The 15,319-nt window shown below is 47.2% G+C and carries 18 protein-coding genes; 15 read left to right on the top strand and 3 right to left on the bottom strand.

The features are described from left to right. Window positions 1–24: 24 nt before the first annotated feature. From hisD to J3P40_RS16645, 8 genes are read left to right on the top strand one after another with little or no spacing between them, the layout of a single operon-like run. Window positions 25–1,314, top strand: a complete 1,290-nt coding sequence (gene hisD / locus J3P40_RS16680) for a histidinol dehydrogenase (protein ID WP_256007403.1) — start codon at window positions 25–27, stop codon at window positions 1,312–1,314. A 2-nt stretch (window positions 1,315–1,316) separates the two neighbouring features. Continuing rightward, window positions 1,317–2,381 carry a histidinol-phosphate transaminase gene (gene hisC, locus J3P40_RS16675; protein WP_256007402.1) on the top strand — a complete coding sequence of 355 codons (1,065 nt, stop codon included), beginning with the start codon at window positions 1,317–1,319 and terminating at the stop codon, window positions 2,379–2,381. 1 nt (window position 2,382) lies between these two features. After that, entirely contained in the window at window positions 2,383–3,516 is a 1,134-nt protein-coding gene (hisB, locus tag J3P40_RS16670; protein ID WP_256007401.1) for a bifunctional histidinol-phosphatase/imidazoleglycerol-phosphate dehydratase HisB, read from the top strand. Between the two features lie 29 nt (window positions 3,517–3,545). Further along, a complete protein-coding gene (gene hisH / locus J3P40_RS16665) occupies window positions 3,546–4,133 on the top strand; it encodes an imidazole glycerol phosphate synthase subunit HisH (protein ID WP_256007400.1) in 588 nt (195 codons plus the stop codon). Between the two features lie 40 nt (window positions 4,134–4,173). Then, window positions 4,174–4,923, top strand: a complete 750-nt coding sequence (gene hisA, locus J3P40_RS16660; protein ID WP_256007399.1) for a 1-(5-phosphoribosyl)-5-[(5-phosphoribosylamino)methylideneamino]imidazole-4-carboxamide isomerase — start codon at window positions 4,174–4,176, stop codon at window positions 4,921–4,923. A gap of 21 nt (window positions 4,924–4,944) precedes the next feature. Beyond that, window positions 4,945–5,700 carry an imidazole glycerol phosphate synthase subunit HisF gene (hisF, locus tag J3P40_RS16655; protein ID WP_256007398.1) on the top strand — a complete coding sequence of 252 codons (756 nt, stop codon included), beginning with the start codon at window positions 4,945–4,947 and terminating at the stop codon, window positions 5,698–5,700. Then, on the top strand, window positions 5,700–6,287 hold the full coding sequence (hisIE, locus tag J3P40_RS16650) for a bifunctional phosphoribosyl-AMP cyclohydrolase/phosphoribosyl-ATP diphosphatase HisIE (protein ID WP_256007397.1): 588 nt from the start codon (window positions 5,700–5,702) through the stop codon (window positions 6,285–6,287). Before hisF ends, hisIE begins: the two co-directional genes overlap by 1 nt. Window positions 6,288–6,289: 2 nt before the next feature. Beyond that, window positions 6,290–7,195, top strand: a complete 906-nt coding sequence (locus tag J3P40_RS16645; RefSeq protein WP_256007396.1) for a WD40 repeat domain-containing protein — start codon at window positions 6,290–6,292, stop codon at window positions 7,193–7,195. Here J3P40_RS16645 and J3P40_RS16640 read toward each other — a convergent pair. Both J3P40_RS16640 and J3P40_RS16635 read right to left on the bottom strand, forming a co-directional pair. Then, the gene (locus J3P40_RS16640; RefSeq protein WP_256007395.1) at window positions 7,179–8,576 is read right to left on the bottom strand and encodes a hypothetical protein; all 1,398 of its coding nucleotides are present in this window, start codon (window positions 8,574–8,576) and stop codon (window positions 7,179–7,181) included. The two genes, J3P40_RS16645 and J3P40_RS16640, sit on opposite strands and share 17 nt — an antisense overlap. A 37-nt stretch (window positions 8,577–8,613) precedes the next feature. After that, a complete protein-coding gene (locus J3P40_RS16635; protein ID WP_256007394.1) occupies window positions 8,614–9,405 on the bottom strand; it encodes a C40 family peptidase in 792 nt (263 codons plus the stop codon). A 79-nt stretch (window positions 9,406–9,484) separates the two neighbouring features. On the opposite strand from J3P40_RS16635, the gene J3P40_RS16630 reads away from it, so the two are divergent. Beyond that, on the top strand, window positions 9,485–9,943 hold the full coding sequence (locus J3P40_RS16630) for a universal stress protein (protein WP_256007393.1): 459 nt from the start codon (window positions 9,485–9,487) through the stop codon (window positions 9,941–9,943). On the opposite strand, the gene J3P40_RS16625 is transcribed toward J3P40_RS16630, so the two are convergent. Then, window positions 9,944–10,294, bottom strand: a complete 351-nt coding sequence (locus J3P40_RS16625) for a 4Fe-4S dicluster domain-containing protein (RefSeq protein WP_256007392.1) — start codon at window positions 10,292–10,294, stop codon at window positions 9,944–9,946. Between the two features lie 132 nt (window positions 10,295–10,426). Between J3P40_RS16625 and J3P40_RS16620 the strand changes: the two genes are divergently transcribed. The 6 genes from J3P40_RS16620 to J3P40_RS16595 all read left to right on the top strand — a co-directional run bounded on the left by J3P40_RS16620 (window position 10,427) and on the right by J3P40_RS16595 (window position 15,312). Continuing rightward, the gene (locus J3P40_RS16620) at window positions 10,427–11,395 is read left to right on the top strand and encodes an acyl-CoA reductase (protein ID WP_256007391.1); all 969 of its coding nucleotides are present in this window, start codon (window positions 10,427–10,429) and stop codon (window positions 11,393–11,395) included. Window positions 11,396–11,411: 16 nt separating this feature from the next. Next, window positions 11,412–11,615 carry a fructose-6-phosphate aldolase gene (locus J3P40_RS16615; RefSeq protein ID WP_256007390.1) on the top strand — a complete coding sequence of 68 codons (204 nt, stop codon included), beginning with the start codon at window positions 11,412–11,414 and terminating at the stop codon, window positions 11,613–11,615. A gap of 1 nt (window position 11,616) precedes the next feature. Then, window positions 11,617–12,297: a cell division ATP-binding protein FtsE gene (locus J3P40_RS16610; protein WP_256007389.1), complete on the top strand. Its 681-nt coding sequence runs from the start codon at window positions 11,617–11,619 to the stop codon at window positions 12,295–12,297. Window positions 12,298–12,362: 65 nt separating this feature from the next. Continuing rightward, a complete protein-coding gene (locus J3P40_RS16605; protein WP_256007388.1) occupies window positions 12,363–12,980 on the top strand; it encodes a nucleotide exchange factor GrpE in 618 nt (205 codons plus the stop codon). A gap of 3 nt (window positions 12,981–12,983) precedes the next feature. Next, a complete protein-coding gene (dnaJ, locus tag J3P40_RS16600) occupies window positions 12,984–14,144 on the top strand; it encodes a molecular chaperone DnaJ (RefSeq protein WP_256007387.1) in 1,161 nt (386 codons plus the stop codon). A gap of 76 nt (window positions 14,145–14,220) precedes the next feature. Further along, window positions 14,221–15,312: an AI-2E family transporter gene (locus tag J3P40_RS16595; RefSeq protein WP_256007386.1), complete on the top strand. Its 1,092-nt coding sequence runs from the start codon at window positions 14,221–14,223 to the stop codon at window positions 15,310–15,312. The last annotated feature ends 7 nt before the right edge of the window (window positions 15,313–15,319 follow it).

Genomic DNA, 15,319 nt, shown 5'->3' with positions numbered 1-15,319 from the left:
TAATTAATACTAAAATATAAATCATTGAAAATCTACAGATATACTGATTTATCTAAAGAGGAAATTGAATCGATTTGCCTACGCCAGCTTGAAGACGATGCCAGTATACAGCAACAGGTTGAAACTATTGTAAAGCGGGTAAAAGTGGAAGGTGACACGGCCTTGTTCGACTATGCCAAACAGTTTGACAGGGTGGAAATGGAGCGTCTTTGGTTGGGTCCTGAAGAGCTTGAAATGATAGCAGCTTCTATTCCCGCAGAGGGCAAACGGGCTATCGATATCGCTTACGAAAACATCCGGGCATTTCACGCTGCACAGGCTTGCCGCGAGGAGAAGATTGACACGATGCCCGGGATAACCTGCTGGAGGGAAAGCCGAGCGATAGATCGTGTTGGTTTGTACGTCCCGGGCGGATCGGCTGTACTGCCGAGTACTTTCCTGATGCTAGGCGTTCCGGCAACGCTGGCAGGCTGCCGGGAGATTGTGGTATGTTCTCCTCCGCAAGAGGATGGCAAGACGAACTGCTATGTGGCCTATGTGGCGATGAAGCTCGGTATTGAGCGAATATACCTCATCGGCGGCGCGCAGGCTGTAGCAGCGATGGCCTTCGGTACGGACACTGTACCCCAGGTTTACAAGATCTTCGGGCCGGGCAATCGCTATGTGACTCAGGCTAAACAATTGGTACAGTCGGCCGCTGGAACTGCGATTGATATGCCTGCTGGTCCATCGGAGGTTTTGGTACTTGCGGATGAGACTGCCAATCCGTCATACTTAGCATCCGACCTGCTTGCACAGGCAGAGCATGGTACTGATTCTCAGTCAATTTTGGTGGCTACCTCAAGTTCCATACTAGACGAGACAATGAAGGAACTGGAGGCGCAGCTGGCCGTCTTACCAAGGAGGGATGTAACCGCTAAAGCGATTGCCAACTCGTATGCCGTACTGGTCGATAGCCTCGAACAGGGTATGGAATTCAGCAATGTGTACGCGCCGGAACACCTCATTGTGGCTTCAGAAAAGTATGAGAAACTGCTGCCGCTGATCCGCAATGCGGGTTCGGTATTTCTGGGCAACCTGACGCCGGAGAGCGCGGGCGACTATGCTTCGGGAACTAACCATACGCTTCCGACAAGCGGCTTTGCAAAAGCATACTCAGGGGTATCACTCGACGCTTTCGTTAAGAAAATCACTTTTCAGTATATCGACCGGCAGGGACTGGGGCAGATTGGGCAAACCGTAGAGACACTTGCGGAGGCTGAAGGCCTGCAGGCGCACAGAAACGCGGTGAGCATACGATTAAAAGACATTTAACCATGGACATAACGAGTTTACAGAGAGAAAACATAAAGAACCTGAAGCCTTACTCTACGGCGAGGGACGAATACAAGGGCCAGGCCAGTGTATTTCTGGACGCCAATGAAAACAGCTTTGGTTCACCGCTGAACGGTGAGCTGAGCAGTGCTTTGCAAAAGGACTACAACCGTTATCCTGATCCCCTGCAACTGGATTTGAAGGATGCGATCAGCAAGATTAAAGGGGTGCCGATTGAGAATACTTTCCTGGGCAACGGAAGTGACGAGGCGATAGACCTTCTTTACCGGGCTTTTTGCGAGCCTGGGGTGGACAATGTGATCATCCTCCCCCCAACTTACGGCATGTATGAGGTTTCGGCAGGCATCAACAATGTGGAGGTGCGCCGGGTGAACCTTACGCCCCAGTTTCAACTGGACCTTGACGGCATTGCAGAAGCGATCGATGAGCATACGAAAGTGATCTTTATCTGCTCACCAAACAATCCGACGGGTAATTCAATCATCCGTACAGATATCGAAACCATACTGCCTAATTTTAAGGGTCTTGTGGTAATCGACGAGGCTTATATCAATTACGCCAAGCAGCGCAGTTTTATCCAGGAGCTGACGGAATACTCGAACCTGGTTGTGCTCCAGACCTTCTCAAAGGCGTGGGGACTTGCGGCTTTGCGGCTGGGAATGGCTTTTGCATCGAGACAGGTGATCGATATTTTTAACAAGGTGAAGCCTCCGTACAACATCAATCAAGCTACTCAGGACATTGCCTTAAATGCGCTGAAAAACATTGAACAGGTGAATGAATGGATCAGGGTTACGGTGGCCGACCGGGAGCAACTGATTGCGGACTTGCAGGAGCTGGACAGCGTGCTTAATGTTTATCCTTCAGATGCTAATTTTATACTGGCTAAAGTTAAGGATGCGACCGGAACATATAATGCGCTGGTAGATCAGGGGATTATTATCCGCGATCGCTCTAAGGTAATACTTTGCGAGGGCTGCCTGAGGATTACGATTGGGACACCGGAAGAGAACAAAACGCTGCTGGCAGCGCTAAAAGATATTTAACATGAAAAAAGTACTCTTTATAGACCGTGACGGCACGCTGATCAAAGAACCGGAAGATGAGCAGATTGACTCATTTGCCAAGCTGGAATTTTATCCGCGGGCTTTGTATTACCTGTCGAGGATTGCGGCAGAGCTTGACTATACGCTGGTGATGGTGACCAATCAGGATGGTTTAGGAACGGATTCACATCCGGAGGAGAATTTCTGGCCGGTGCATAATTTCATCATGGACACCTTTGCGGGCGAAGGCGTAGTATTCAGTGAGGTGATTATTGACAAGACCTTTGCGCATGAGAACGCAATTACGCGCAAGCCGAATACGGGTTTGCTGCAGCATTTCCTGGGCGAGGGTTTTGACCTGCCGAATTCTTATGTGATTGGCGACAGGCTCAATGATGTGATCCTGGCGAAGAACCTTGGCGCAAAAGCGATATGGCTGCGTAATAATGACGCCCTAGGATCGGGCGAGATGCTGGAGAAAGCGGAGGTCCTGGGCCCGCATATTTCCCTGGAGACGCAAAAATGGGAAGATATTTACACGATGCTGAAAGCGGGAAGCCGACGGGTAAAGCATGAGCGTAATACCAATGAGACGAAAATAGCCATCGCTATTGATCTTGACGGTACCGGAAAAGCGGAAGTTTCTACAGGTCTGCATTTCTTTGATCATATGCTGGATCAGATTGCCCGTCACGGCAGTGTAGACCTGAGCATTAAAACGGAGGGCGACCTGCACATCGACGAGCACCATACGATAGAAGACACGGGTATTGCACTGGGTGAGGCTTTTGCAAAAGCCATTGGCAATAAACTCGGCCTGGAAAGATACGGATTCTGTTTGCCGATGGACGATTGTCTGGCCCAGGCGGCGATTGATTTCGGGGGGCGTCCATGGATTGTATGGGATGCGGAATTTAAACGGGAAAAGGTCGGCGATATGCCGACGGAGATGTTCTATCATTTCTTCAAATCGTTTACCGATGCGGCAAAGTGCAACCTGAATATTAAAGCTGAGGGTGAGAATGAGCATCATAAGATAGAGGCGATTTTCAAGGCCTTTGCAAAAGCCATTAAAATGGCGATAAAGCGGGATCCTGAGAAGCTGATACTGCCAAGTACAAAAGGGGTATTATAATTGCTTATCTTTGTGTATTGACTAACGATATGATCGGGATTGTAAACTATGGTGCGGGAAATATCTTTTCCCTGACTTCGGCACTGGAACGACAAGGGATTGCCTACGGGATGGTGAATGAGGAAGCTGATCTGGAAAAGTATACGCACATTATTATTCCTGGTGTGGGCCATGCCGGCGCCGCAATGAAGAAGCTGGAGCAAACGGGACTGATTAAGCCGCTTAAGGCATTAAAAAAGCCTGTTCTGGGTATTTGCGTTGGCATGCAACTGCTCACCGCCCACTCTGAAGAGGGGGATGCTGATATGATGGCTGTGGTTCCGGTAAGAACGCGTTTGTTTGACCGTGAAAAAGGCATTAAGATTCCGCATATGGGCTGGAATAACGTTGCCCACCATAACAATTCGCTGTTTGAGGGCATTGCGCCTGATGCACAATTTTATTTTGTGCATTCGTACTTTATTGAATATAACCCTATTTTTGACATCGCTACTGCGGAGTATGGCCTGCCTTTCTCTGCGGGGGTGCAGAAAGATAACTTTTACGGGGTGCAGTTTCATCCTGAAAAATCCGGGGCAGCCGGCGAACGTTTATTGAAGAACTTTTCAAAATTATAATGCCCGGAGCGGCTGTAAATTTTAAACTTAAAACACTAAAATGTATATAATTCCTGCAATTGATATACTGGACGGAAAGGTGGTCCGGCTAAGAGAGGGCGACTACGATCAGAAAACAGTGTATGATGTTTCGATAGAAGACATGATTAATACGTACCGCTCTAACGGTACCGAGTTTATACACATCATTGACCTGAATGGCGCCAAAGGCGATTTCAGCAATCAAAAGACTTTATTTGATATCATTAAGAAAACGGACATGCGGGTGCAGTATGGGGGGGGTATACGTACTATACAGCAGGTGACAGACTTGCTTGATGCCGGAATACACCGGGTGATCGTGGGTACGCAGGCCATTACCAATCCTAACTTTCTGAAAGAACTGAGCACGGAAGTGGGCAAGAAATATGACTATGCAAACCGCATCGTGATCGCTATTGATGTGCTTGATGAGGTGATCAAGTATAGCGGCTGGATGGAAAGCTCGCCAATTAAGCTGATGGACTATGTGGACAAGTGCCTGCAGTTGGGCTTTTTCAGATTTTTGTGCACGGACATCAATAAAGACGGCAAGCTTGGCGGTGCGGCGGTAGATCTGTACAGAAAACTGCTCGACCACTCCCCTTTTATCAAGCTGATCGCATCTGGCGGAATCAGTTCCATGGCGGATATTGAAGAACTGGCTAAGCTGGATATCCGCTCGGTAGTGGTGGGTAAAGCGATCTACGAAAATCGCATCTCTATTGAGGAGATTAAGCAATGGAACCTGAAACAGATGACCTCCTTGTAGAGACAGGCATTAGTAGAAAGCATGTTAAGCAAACGCATTATTCCCTGCCTGGATGTTAAGGACGGCCGTACTGTAAAAGGCGTTAATTTTGTTGACCTGAAGGATGCCGGTGACCCTGTGGAATTGGCCTGGCAATACGCGCAACAGGGTGCTGATGAACTGGTATTCCTGGACATTACGGCTACACATGAACGCCGGGGTACGACCATTGAGATGGTGAAGGCGGTAGCCAGGCAACTGAATATTCCGTTTACCATAGGCGGAGGGATTACTTCCGTTGCTGATGCTGAGGCCCTGCTGAATTCGGGGGCCGACAAGATCAGCATTAATTCTGCGGCGGTCAGGAATCCTTCGCTGATTGCAGAACTGGCAAATGCTTTCGGTGTACAGTTTGTGGTGGTTGCCGTAGACACTAAGCTGGTTGACGGCCGGAACATGGTACACCTGAACGGAGGCAGATTGATTACGGAGCTGCAAACGGAAGACTGGATTCTTGAGGCGGAAAGCCTGGGTGCGGGCGAGATTCTACTGACTTCGATGGATCATGACGGCACGAAGAACGGATTTGACTGTCCGCTGCTCGATAAAATATCGCGTTCAATAAACATTCCGGTTATTGCTTCGGGCGGAGCCGGCAAGATGGAACATTTTACAGAGGTGTTCCAGAAAACTGGCGTTGATGCTGCGCTTGCGGCATCTGTATTTCATTTTGGTGAGATACCTATTCCGGAATTAAAGAAAGAACTAAAGAAACACAACATACCTGTAAGGCTGTAATGAAGATAGATTTTGAAAAGACCGGCGGCATGGTTCCGGTGATTATACAGGATGAAAAGACACTTGAAGTGCTCATGCTGGGTTATATGAACCAGGAAGCATGGGATAAGACGCAGGCGGAGGGTAAAGTCACTTTCTTTTCCCGCAGCAAGAAGCGGTTGTGGACCAAAGGCGAGGAAAGCGGCAATTTCCTGTTTGTGAAAGAAACGCATATAGACTGCGATAACGATACCCTGCTGATTAAGGTTAGCCCTGTAGGCCCGACCTGCCATACGGGCTCACGCAGCTGTTTTAAAACGGACTATAACCATAACTTCATCTTTAAGCTGGAACAAATCATTGCCGACAGGTACGAAAAGCCTTCTGCTGAGTCTTATGTAAATAAGCTGCGCAACAAAGGCTTAAATAAGATTGCCCAGAAAGTGGGCGAAGAAGGTGTGGAAACGGTGATTGCTGCACTTGCGGAAACAGACTCGGACTTTATCAATGAGAGTTCTGACCTGATCTTTCACCTGCTGGTACTGCTCCGGGAAAAAGGAAAAACTTTGGCCGACCTGGGGCTTAACCTGGAAGGACGTCATAAATAAATATGCTAACCCACCATCATACCTTCGGCGGCCACCAGAACCCGGTATACACGCTGGCCGATGGTGTGGAAGCTGGTACGTTTTACAGCGCCGGTAACGACAAAGGTGTCGTAAAGTGGTCGCTCATCGAGCTGGCTTTCATTAAAGTACTGGTTCCGCTGCAAAGTTCGGTATATGCCATGTGCAGGCATGAGGATACGCTCTTCATCGCTCAAAAAAATGGGTTGATCCTGGTGTTGGATCTAGAGCAAGAAAAGATCATTGCGCGTCTGGCGCATCATCAGAAAGCAGTCTTTGATCTTCGGGTAATCCGGTCTAAAAAAGAATTGCTGAGCACCGGTGAAGACGGCACGGTGGCGGTTTGGTCGATTAATGACTTTAGCCTGGTCTACGAGTTTAAGGTGCTTGACAATACCGTGCGCGTGATTGCGCTGAGCAGAGATGAAAAGGAACTGGCGCTGGGCTGTAAAGACGGTGTGATCAGGGTATACAATTCTTTCGACTACGGACTTCAACAGGAGATAAAGGCGCATGAATATGCCATCACGGCCCTCTCATATGCCCCAGATGGAACTTACCTGATTTCGGGAAGCAGGGATGCCCGCTTAAAGATCTGGAGCCTTCCTGAGTATCGTGAGGTACAGACGGTCGCCGCACATATGTTCGCCGTATACAGTATTGTGTTTCATCCGGACCTTCCGGTATTTGCGACCTGCAGCCAGGACAAGAGCATTAAATTGTGGAGCGGCCAGGATTTCAGGCTTTACAAGATCTTAAGTCTGGAAAAGAACACACAAGGCCACAAGCACTCTGTGAACAAGCTCCTGTGGACTCCGGATGGCAAATTTCTGATCTCAACGGGCGACGACCGGCAGGTGATGACCTGGGCGTTTACCGGTCGCCGCTAAACTTCTTTATTGAATACTCACTTTCTTCATGCCTTCCCTTCCGTAAAAGACAGGAAAGTACATCATCTCGGCCTTTGCTGGGTTGAGCGTGTAAAACGCTCAGGTTAGCCTTCGGAAATATGCTGTCTGGAATCACCAGTTTGGTTTCCCCAACGGGATCCATCGCAAGCTCGGTAGTCCACAAAGTATCCTTAATAAATACATGGCTGGCTCCATACTTTTCGGCGTAACTGCTTAAGACCTGAATTTTAACCCGTCCATCGGGCACAGCTAGTTCATTTTCGTCGACGGCCTTCAGGTAAGCCACTACAGGGCTACCGGGACTATAAACGGATTTGTTTGTGCATACGGAGAAATTTACTGACTTAAGTTCATAGTCTTCATAATAGAAAGCTCCGGAATATGCTTTAACCCATTTGCCTTTCACTTCTTCCCGGAGTACGATATGGTAGCGGTTGTCGAGACGAGGCTGCAGGCTGTCGGCCAGCACAAAACTATATTCATAAGCGCCATTGCGGTACGGCGTAATCATGCCGATTACCTTACCGGCTGGGGCTTTGCCATAGTATTCCTGGGTAAGCTCAGCCCGTAGCGGTTTGCCTTTAAGGTCTTTGCCTTTGCCACTGAGCAAATAGGCTTTGAATTTTACGGTATCTAGTGGCTTGTATTTCGGTTTGTTAAAAACCATATATCCCTTATAGATATTGGTCTCCCCAACAGGTGTCGTCTTTTTAACTTTGGTTTTTGCTTGTGGTCGAGTCTTAACTGGCTTTTTCGGTACAGATGTTTGGCCAAGGAAGATATTCGTAAAACCCTCATACTGAAGTTTGATAAGGTTTTTTTCCCGTGGCTTTCCGGCAGTAAAAGTTTTTGCCCGGGCATCGTATTTAACGGACCGCCCTTCCTTGAACTGAAGTTTTAAAGGATCAATCAGCCGTCCCACAAGGTCGGTGACGCCGAATTTTAAAAGATTGCCGTGGTTGATAAAGTTAAGTCGTAGATTGTGAACAGGCCAATAAACAAAGTCGAGGCCGTTCTTAGCAGCGCTTACAAGCAGGTAGTAGCCAGGCGGAAGATTTGGTTCGTAACTTTCAATATCTTCATAACGGATCGAATCGATCTTTGTATGCAGAAAACCGGGATTGATCAGGTCTCTATCGTCCTCTTCCTCATCGTCGTCAAGGTCGTAAGTATATGATCCATGGCCATTTGAGAGATCCAGCAGGTTTGACCGCAAGGTTAGTTGCGTAGCTTCATCGGCGCTGAGCTGATAGATATAAGCGTATTTACTGTGGTTGGGGCTCTGCGAGAGTTTACGCTGAGCCAGGGCCCCCAACATTACGCCGGCGAGAAAAATGGTGAGGAAGAGTCGTTGTTTCATGATATTCGGCTTAGCGTCAAATACCGAATATAAGAATTTATAAGTATCTTTTAATGTCGCTGAGTTTGTGTGTGTATCGTCCTAACTCCTGATTATAGATACCCTCCTGATCAATCTGGTCTGTGCGAACCTTGCCCGAGGCATGAATGATACGATCCTGGTCTAATAAGATACCGACGTGTATAACCCTACCTTCGTCATTGGTAAAGAAAGCGACGTCACTCGTCTGGGCTTCGCTGAGAGACGCCACCGCGGTTCCTTGTTCCGCCTGCTGCCAGGCATCTCTTTTCAATTGAATGCCGTTAAGTCTATATGCGATCTGTACCAGACCGGAACAGTCTATGCCAAAAAGATTTTTACCGCCCCAGAGATAAGAGGCGTTGAGGAAGAACTGTGCATCTTTGATAATATCTGAAGCTTTGGCAGGTGTGCCGTCTTCCTGAAGTATTCTTGGTTGAAACATTACCTGAAACTTCTGATCACCCAGGTAACAGCAACCGCTATCGTACAAGGGGAGACTGCTGCCGGGCGATAGGTGATAGAGGCTTCCATCTTCTGCCTGAATGGTGTTTTGAAGGGAGGCAGGCGCCAGGTAGCGGCTGTTGTGATTGGCCAGGTATTGTTCCAGGGTAATCTTGCTGAATTGTTTGAAGTCTGACCATCCGATGTATTCGTCGGCTGCATTACGTACCTGCCACCATTTTTCGGTTTGCTGCAGGATTTCGACATGGTCGCCAAACAATAGCTGTGTGCTGATCTCAGCCTTATCGGACGGCTCGGTGCGAAGCGGCGCTACCGCAACGCGACATATTGCAAAGTGCTGTTCCATATGATTAACAAGTGGTTAAAATTAAACTTTTGAAGCTTAGAAATGTTATATTTATACTGAAAATTAATCTAGAAGCGCGATGAATATTAAAAAAATACTGATTGCTGTGGATAACAGCACTTGTTCGGAAAAAGCTGCAAGGGTGGGCTATGAAACTGCCAGGACTTTTGGTGCGGAAGTAGCTCTTGTAAATATCATTGAACCCGTGCCGGCTAATGTAAATCCTGACCTGACACTTGCGCCGGTATTTCTGGAGACCTATGACAACAGTGAAGAGAATAGCCATCTGCTGCTTAAGGAAATAGAAAACAAGTATGGCCAGGGCGTACCTACAACCTATTTAAGTGTGATTGATACTGCTGCGCACGGTATTATTCAGCAGTCGGATGAATATGGTTCTGACCTGATCGTTATTGGAACTTACGGACGTACCGGATTATACCATTTCCTCATGGGCAGCGTTGCAGAGCACGTTGCACGTAAATCTGCGTGCCCTGTCCTGATCGTTCCGAACAAATACGAGGATAAAGAGGATTAGTTACCCTTCCTGGTGTAACCAGGCTTTTTTGGCAAGAAGTTCTTCTTCGGTTTCACGGATATCTTCGTCATCAACACAGCAGTCTACCGGACATACGGCTGCACATTGAGGCTCATCGTGGAAACCTTTGCATTCTGTACACTTGTCTGATACGATATAATATACTTCATCAGATCCGGCTTCCTGTGGCGCTTCTGCATCTACCTGTGTATCACCAAAGTCGATTATGCCGCTCAGATTGGTACCATCAGAAAACCTCCAGGCTGTACCTGCATCATAAATCGCATTGTTGGGGCATTCCGGCTCACAAGCCCCGCAGTTAATACACTCGTCTGTTATTTTAATAGCCATTGTTCTTCTATATCTATTGCTAAGCTTACCTTTGCAGTGCAAATATAACACTTAAACTTTAATTTTGTTGAGACTATGCCAATCCTGAACGCTGAAAGGTTAATTATTGCATTTAAAAAACTTGGGGCGTTTATGCTACAGCCGGATGCGGGTTTTGAGACGTTAATCGCCTCTGTGAAGCACGTGAACAATTGGTTTACTGAGGACGAGGTCAGGCGCTCCCTACAATCGCTTTCTGACATGCTGAACGAGACCGACCTGCACCACTGGCTTGAGAGCATCAGCATCGGCGAAACACCAAAGCGGGTGGGGCTGATTTTAGCAGGCAACATTCCCCTTGTAGGCTTTCATGATGTGTTATGTGTACTGGCTACCGGAAATACTGCACTCATCAAGTTGTCTTCTTCGGACGGCAAATTGCTGCCGGCCCTGCTCTCTGAACTAACCCGCATTGAGCCTTTGCTTGCGGAACGCATCTTATTTACGGAGCGGCTTAAGGACTTTGATGCCGTAATTGCCACGGGAAGTAATAACAGTGCGAGATATTTTGAATATTACTTCAGCCGCGTGCCGCATATCATCAGAAAGAACCGCAATAGCGTAGCGGTGCTTACCGGAGATGAGACGGAAGAGCAAATCGCCGCTTTGGGACACGACATATTTGACTATTTTGGTTTGGGCTGCCGCAATGTTTCGAAAATATACATTCCGTCGGACTATGATGTGAGCCATTTCTTTATACCATTGGAGGGCTTTGCCAGCATTGCCGATCACAACAAATACAAAAACAATTACGATTATAATAAGTCGGTATATCTGGTGAACCAAGTTCAGCATCTGGATAATGGATTTTTGCTGCTGAAAGAAGACGAGGCTTTCTCCTCACCGCTAAGCGTGCTGTATTTTGAGCGCTACAACGATCTTGATGTTCTAAGAAATAAATTGAATGAACAGGCTGATAACCTGCAATGCGTGGTGACCCATGCGCCGATGGAGCTCGAAGCGGGCGTGGCTGGGTTTGGACAGAGCCAGCGCCCAAAGCTTTGGGACTATGCAGATAATATAAATACCGTTGAATTTTTAAGCACGCTGGATAAATAATGCTATTTTTGAACGGATGTATGTGATTAAAGTAAAAGGTATAGCGAAGATTCCTGATTATGTGCAATTAAGAGATGACAAGTTTACCTTGCTGGCATATTTCAGGGTCGACAGGCCTGACAAGTCTTTAGACAAACTTGGCTTGGGCGATAAGTTGCAGTATATAATGCGTGTAGTACATGATCTCCCGTTCGGGCAGATTGTTAAAATAGATATCTAAAATGGGGAACACAGTTATAAATCTGAGGAAAGTAGATGTATTCCAGCAAAAGCACCTGGTTCTATCTAATGTAAACTTAAGTATTGACAAGGGCGAGTTTGTATTTCTGATCGGACAAACGGGTTCGGGAAAAAGTAGTTTGCTTAAAATTATTTACGGCGACCTTCACATAGGAAATGGCGATGGTTTGGTAGCAGGATTCGACTTGAAGAATCTTGCCATTAAGGATGTGCCGTATCTGCGCCGGAAGCTGGGCATTGTATTTCAGGATTTTCAGTTGCTGACCGACCGCACCATAGAAAAGAATCTGGAATTTGTACTGAAAGCGACGGGCTGGAAGGATAAGGCGCTCATAGACGAGCGTATTAAAGACGTCTTGGAAAAGGTAGGCCTACGGTCAAAAATTCGGAAAATGCCGCATGAGATTTCCGGAGGGGAACAGCAGCGTGTGGTTATTGCCAGGGCTTTGCTTAACAATCCGGAAATTATTCTGGCGGACGAGCCTACGGGAAACCTTGATCCAGATACTTCTGAGGAGATTGTTCTTTTGTTAAAGCAGATCAGTCAGAGTGGTACTGCGGTGATCATGGCCACCCATGATTATCACATTATACGTACCATGCCTTCGCGTATCATTAAGTGTGAGGGCGGCCTGGTGCATGAGGACGCTGAACTTGCGTGACAAAATGACTGACATGTTTCCATTGGCAAAACTTTTGAACTTCACTGGGAAAATGCGACGATAATATGTTTGGTAAGAAGAATAAAAATAATAACGACGATTCGATGACGGAAAGCAATAAAGAGGAACAGCAAGTGGGTACGGAGCAGTTGGGTGAAGAAACTATAACGTCTGACATTCAGACAGAGCAATCTGAAGGACAGACAGAGCAGCAGACTGACGGGGATGCCCTTTCTGCAGAGGAAAAACTGAAACAGGAAAACGCTGCGCTTAATGATAAATATTTACGCTTGTTCGCTGAGTTCGATAATTTTAAACGTCGTACTCAAAAGGAGCGTATTGAACTTCTTCAAACAGCAGGTAAGGATGTGATTATTTCTTTGCTTCCGGTGCTGGACGATTTTGACCGGGCAAATAAGGCCATGGAAACAGCCGCTGACATCAGTTCGATCCGGGAAGGCCTGGCCCTTGTACACACGAAGTTGAAAAGTGTGCTTGGACAGAAAGGTTTGAAGGAAATGGTTAGCATCAACGAGACCTTTGATACGGATAATCATGAGGCTATAACTAAAATACCTGCCCCTAACGAAGAAATGAAAGGCAAGGTTATAGATGAGCTGGAGAAGGGGTATACTTTAAACGATAAGGTTATCCGCTTTGCAAAAGTTGTAGTGGGTAGTTAAGATATGAGCAAGAGAGATTATTATGATGTACTTGGTGTTGGCAGGAGTGCATCGGCTGATGAAATAAAAAAAGCTTATCGCAAACTGGCGATAAAATATCATCCGGATAAAAATCCGGGGGATAAGGTGGCTGAGGATAACTTCAAGGAGGCTGCTGAGGCCTACGAGGTGCTTAGCAATCCTGAAAAGAAGCAGCGTTATGACCAGTTTGGCCATGCCGGTGTAGGCGGTGCCGCAGGCGGAGGATACGGCGGCGGTGGCATGAACATGGAAGATATTTTCAGCCAGTTCGGCGATATTTTTGGTGGTGGGGGAAGTCCGTTTGAAAGTTTCTTTGGCGGTGGTCAGCAATCGCGCGGTGGCAGAAGAGTTGCAAAAGGCAGCAATCTACGCATTAAAGTTAAGCTGACCCTCGAAGAGGTGGCCAATGGCACAGAAAAAAAGATTAAGGTAAACAAACAGGTTAGCTGTAAAACCTGTGATGGCACCGGAGCAAAAGACCGCTCTTCTGTAAGCACCTGTAAAACCTGCGGCGGAAGCGGGGCGGTGCGGAGGGTGACCAATACCATACTGGGTCAAATGCAGACAACATCTACCTGCCCTACATGCAACGGTAGCGGTCAGCAAATTACGGCAAAATGTACTTCTTGCCACGGCGACGGAACGGTTAGAGGCGAAGAAACGATCTCTATTAACATTCCTGCCGGTGTTAGCGACGGTATGCAATTAAGCATGAGCGGAAAAGGTAATGCTGCGCCTCAGGGTGGGATACCTGGCGATCTGATCATCCTGATTGAGGAAATACCGCATGAATTTCTGAAGCGTGAAGGAAATAATATTGTGTACGATCTTCACCTGTCGATTGTTGATGCAGCGTTAGGTGCCAGTGTTGAAGTGCCTACCATTGACGGAAAAGCTAAAATCAAGATTGAACCTGGGACACAGAGTGGTAAACTGCTCCGCTTGAAAGGCAAGGGTATTCCTGAGGTAAACTCTTACCATCGCGGCGATGAAATCATTCATGTCAATATCTGGACGCCGAAGGCCTTGAATTCTGAGGAGCGGGCGATTTTAGAGCGCTTGCGAGATTCACCAAACTTTAAGCCACAGCCCGGCAAGAATGATAAGAGTTTCTTCGAAAAGATGAAGGAATACTTCGAATAATGAATCAGGCCGCTTAACAGCGGCCTTTTTTTATACAAACTTTCCGCCTACAGTGGTTGTTTTCATTTAAAACTACATGGAAAAACTTCAGCGGGGTGTATACGTATTAGCTTTCTTATTCCTGACTTTCGCAGGACTCTACTTTGCTGCCGAATTTCTGATTCCCGTTGCGCTTGCAGCTGTATTCTCTATGCTTTTTATCCGATTTTGCACGTGGCTGGAAAGCAAAGGCATGGGAAGAGGGCTAGCTTCTTTTTGGTGCATTTTGCTATTCGTATTGGCTATTGCGTTAGTAGCGGGACTGCTTGCCTGGCAACTGAACGGCCTGGCCGAGAATATTGACGCGATGAAAGAGCGGGTCACACAGATGTTCTCAAAGCTGCAGGGATGGGTACAGGAGCAAGTAGGTATAAGCCGGAATGAACAAAAGGATATGCTCAAGCAGCAGGCAAAAGGTTCAGGAGGATCTGCAGGCGGCGTGATGGCCGGGTTTGCGAGTACAGTAATGGGTATACTTGTAAATACGGTACTAGTATTGGTCTACATGTTCCTTTTCCTATTATACCGCTCTCACATTAAGAAGTTTATTGTGAAGCTGGTACCTGGCGAGGACAGAACAAAAGCCGATGGAGTCGTGCATAAGGCCGGCAAAGTGGCTCAACAGTATTTGAGTGGGTTGGGTGCTATGATTGCGGTTCTTTGGGTGATGTACGGCATTGGTTTTAGCGTTGTTGGTGTGGAAAGCGCTATATTTTTCGCGGTTTTGTGTGGTATACTCGAAATTGTCCCGTTTGTAGGAAATTTAACAGGCACATCTGTTACTCTCCTTGCGGTGATTGCCCAGGGCGGTGACTCGAAGATGATACTCGGAGTTATCATTGTTTATGCCCTGGTACAGTTTATCCAGACCTATATTCTGGAACCACTGATTGTGGGCGAGCAGGTAAACATCAACCCATTGTTTACGATACTGGTAATTGTACTGGGTGAAACTCTTTGGGGCATTCCAGGAATGATCCTGGCCATTCCGCTGCTCGGAATCGTCAAGATCGTATGCGACCATGTACCCGACCTTAAGCCCTACGGGTTTTTGATTGGCACCCAGACGGAAAGAAAGAAGAAAGCCGGAATCATCGACAGGGTCAAGTCTGCTTTCGGTAAGAGCTAGGGCGGTG

Origin of the sequence: Pedobacter deserti (genome assembly GCF_024436415.1) — a bacterium.
Taxonomy (GTDB): Bacteria; Bacteroidota; Bacteroidia; order Sphingobacteriales; family Sphingobacteriaceae; genus Pedobacter; species Pedobacter faecalis.
The sequence above is the reverse complement of the archived record's forward strand: the minus strand, read 5'-3'. Positions and strand labels throughout refer to the sequence as shown.

Excerpts from the sequence above, each read along its gene's own strand:
- J3P40_RS16610 (WP_256007389.1), top strand. The coding sequence starts at position 11,617 with ATGGGGAACACAGTTATAAATCTGAGGAAAGTAGATGTATTCCAGCAA.
- dnaJ (WP_256007387.1), top strand. The coding sequence starts at position 12,984 with ATGAGCAAGAGAGATTATTATGATGTACTTGGTGTTGGCAGGAGTGCA.
- hisC (WP_256007402.1), top strand. The coding sequence starts at position 1,317 with ATGGACATAACGAGTTTACAGAGAGAAAACATAAAGAACCTGAAGCCT.
- J3P40_RS16620 (WP_256007391.1), top strand. The coding sequence starts at position 10,427 with ATGCTACAGCCGGATGCGGGTTTTGAGACGTTAATCGCCTCTGTGAAG.
- J3P40_RS16640 (WP_256007395.1), bottom strand. The coding sequence starts at position 8,576 with ATGAAACAACGACTCTTCCTCACCATTTTTCTCGCCGGCGTAATGTTG.
- hisIE (WP_256007397.1), top strand. The coding sequence starts at position 5,700 with ATGAAGATAGATTTTGAAAAGACCGGCGGCATGGTTCCGGTGATTATA.
- hisB (WP_256007401.1), top strand. The coding sequence starts at position 2,383 with ATGAAAAAAGTACTCTTTATAGACCGTGACGGCACGCTGATCAAAGAA.
- J3P40_RS16630 (WP_256007393.1), top strand. The coding sequence starts at position 9,485 with ATGAATATTAAAAAAATACTGATTGCTGTGGATAACAGCACTTGTTCG.
- hisA (WP_256007399.1), top strand. The coding sequence starts at position 4,174 with ATGTATATAATTCCTGCAATTGATATACTGGACGGAAAGGTGGTCCGG.
- J3P40_RS16645 (WP_256007396.1), top strand. The coding sequence starts at position 6,290 with ATGCTAACCCACCATCATACCTTCGGCGGCCACCAGAACCCGGTATAC.
- J3P40_RS16625 (WP_256007392.1), bottom strand. The coding sequence starts at position 10,294 with ATGGCTATTAAAATAACAGACGAGTGTATTAACTGCGGGGCTTGTGAG.
- J3P40_RS16635 (WP_256007394.1), bottom strand. The coding sequence starts at position 9,405 with ATGGAACAGCACTTTGCAATATGTCGCGTTGCGGTAGCGCCGCTTCGC.
- J3P40_RS16615 (WP_256007390.1), top strand. The coding sequence starts at position 11,412 with ATGTATGTGATTAAAGTAAAAGGTATAGCGAAGATTCCTGATTATGTG.
- hisF (WP_256007398.1), top strand. The coding sequence starts at position 4,945 with ATGTTAAGCAAACGCATTATTCCCTGCCTGGATGTTAAGGACGGCCGT.
- J3P40_RS16595 (WP_256007386.1), top strand. The coding sequence starts at position 14,221 with ATGGAAAAACTTCAGCGGGGTGTATACGTATTAGCTTTCTTATTCCTG.
- hisH (WP_256007400.1), top strand. The coding sequence starts at position 3,546 with ATGATCGGGATTGTAAACTATGGTGCGGGAAATATCTTTTCCCTGACT.
- J3P40_RS16605 (WP_256007388.1), top strand. The coding sequence starts at position 12,363 with ATGTTTGGTAAGAAGAATAAAAATAATAACGACGATTCGATGACGGAA.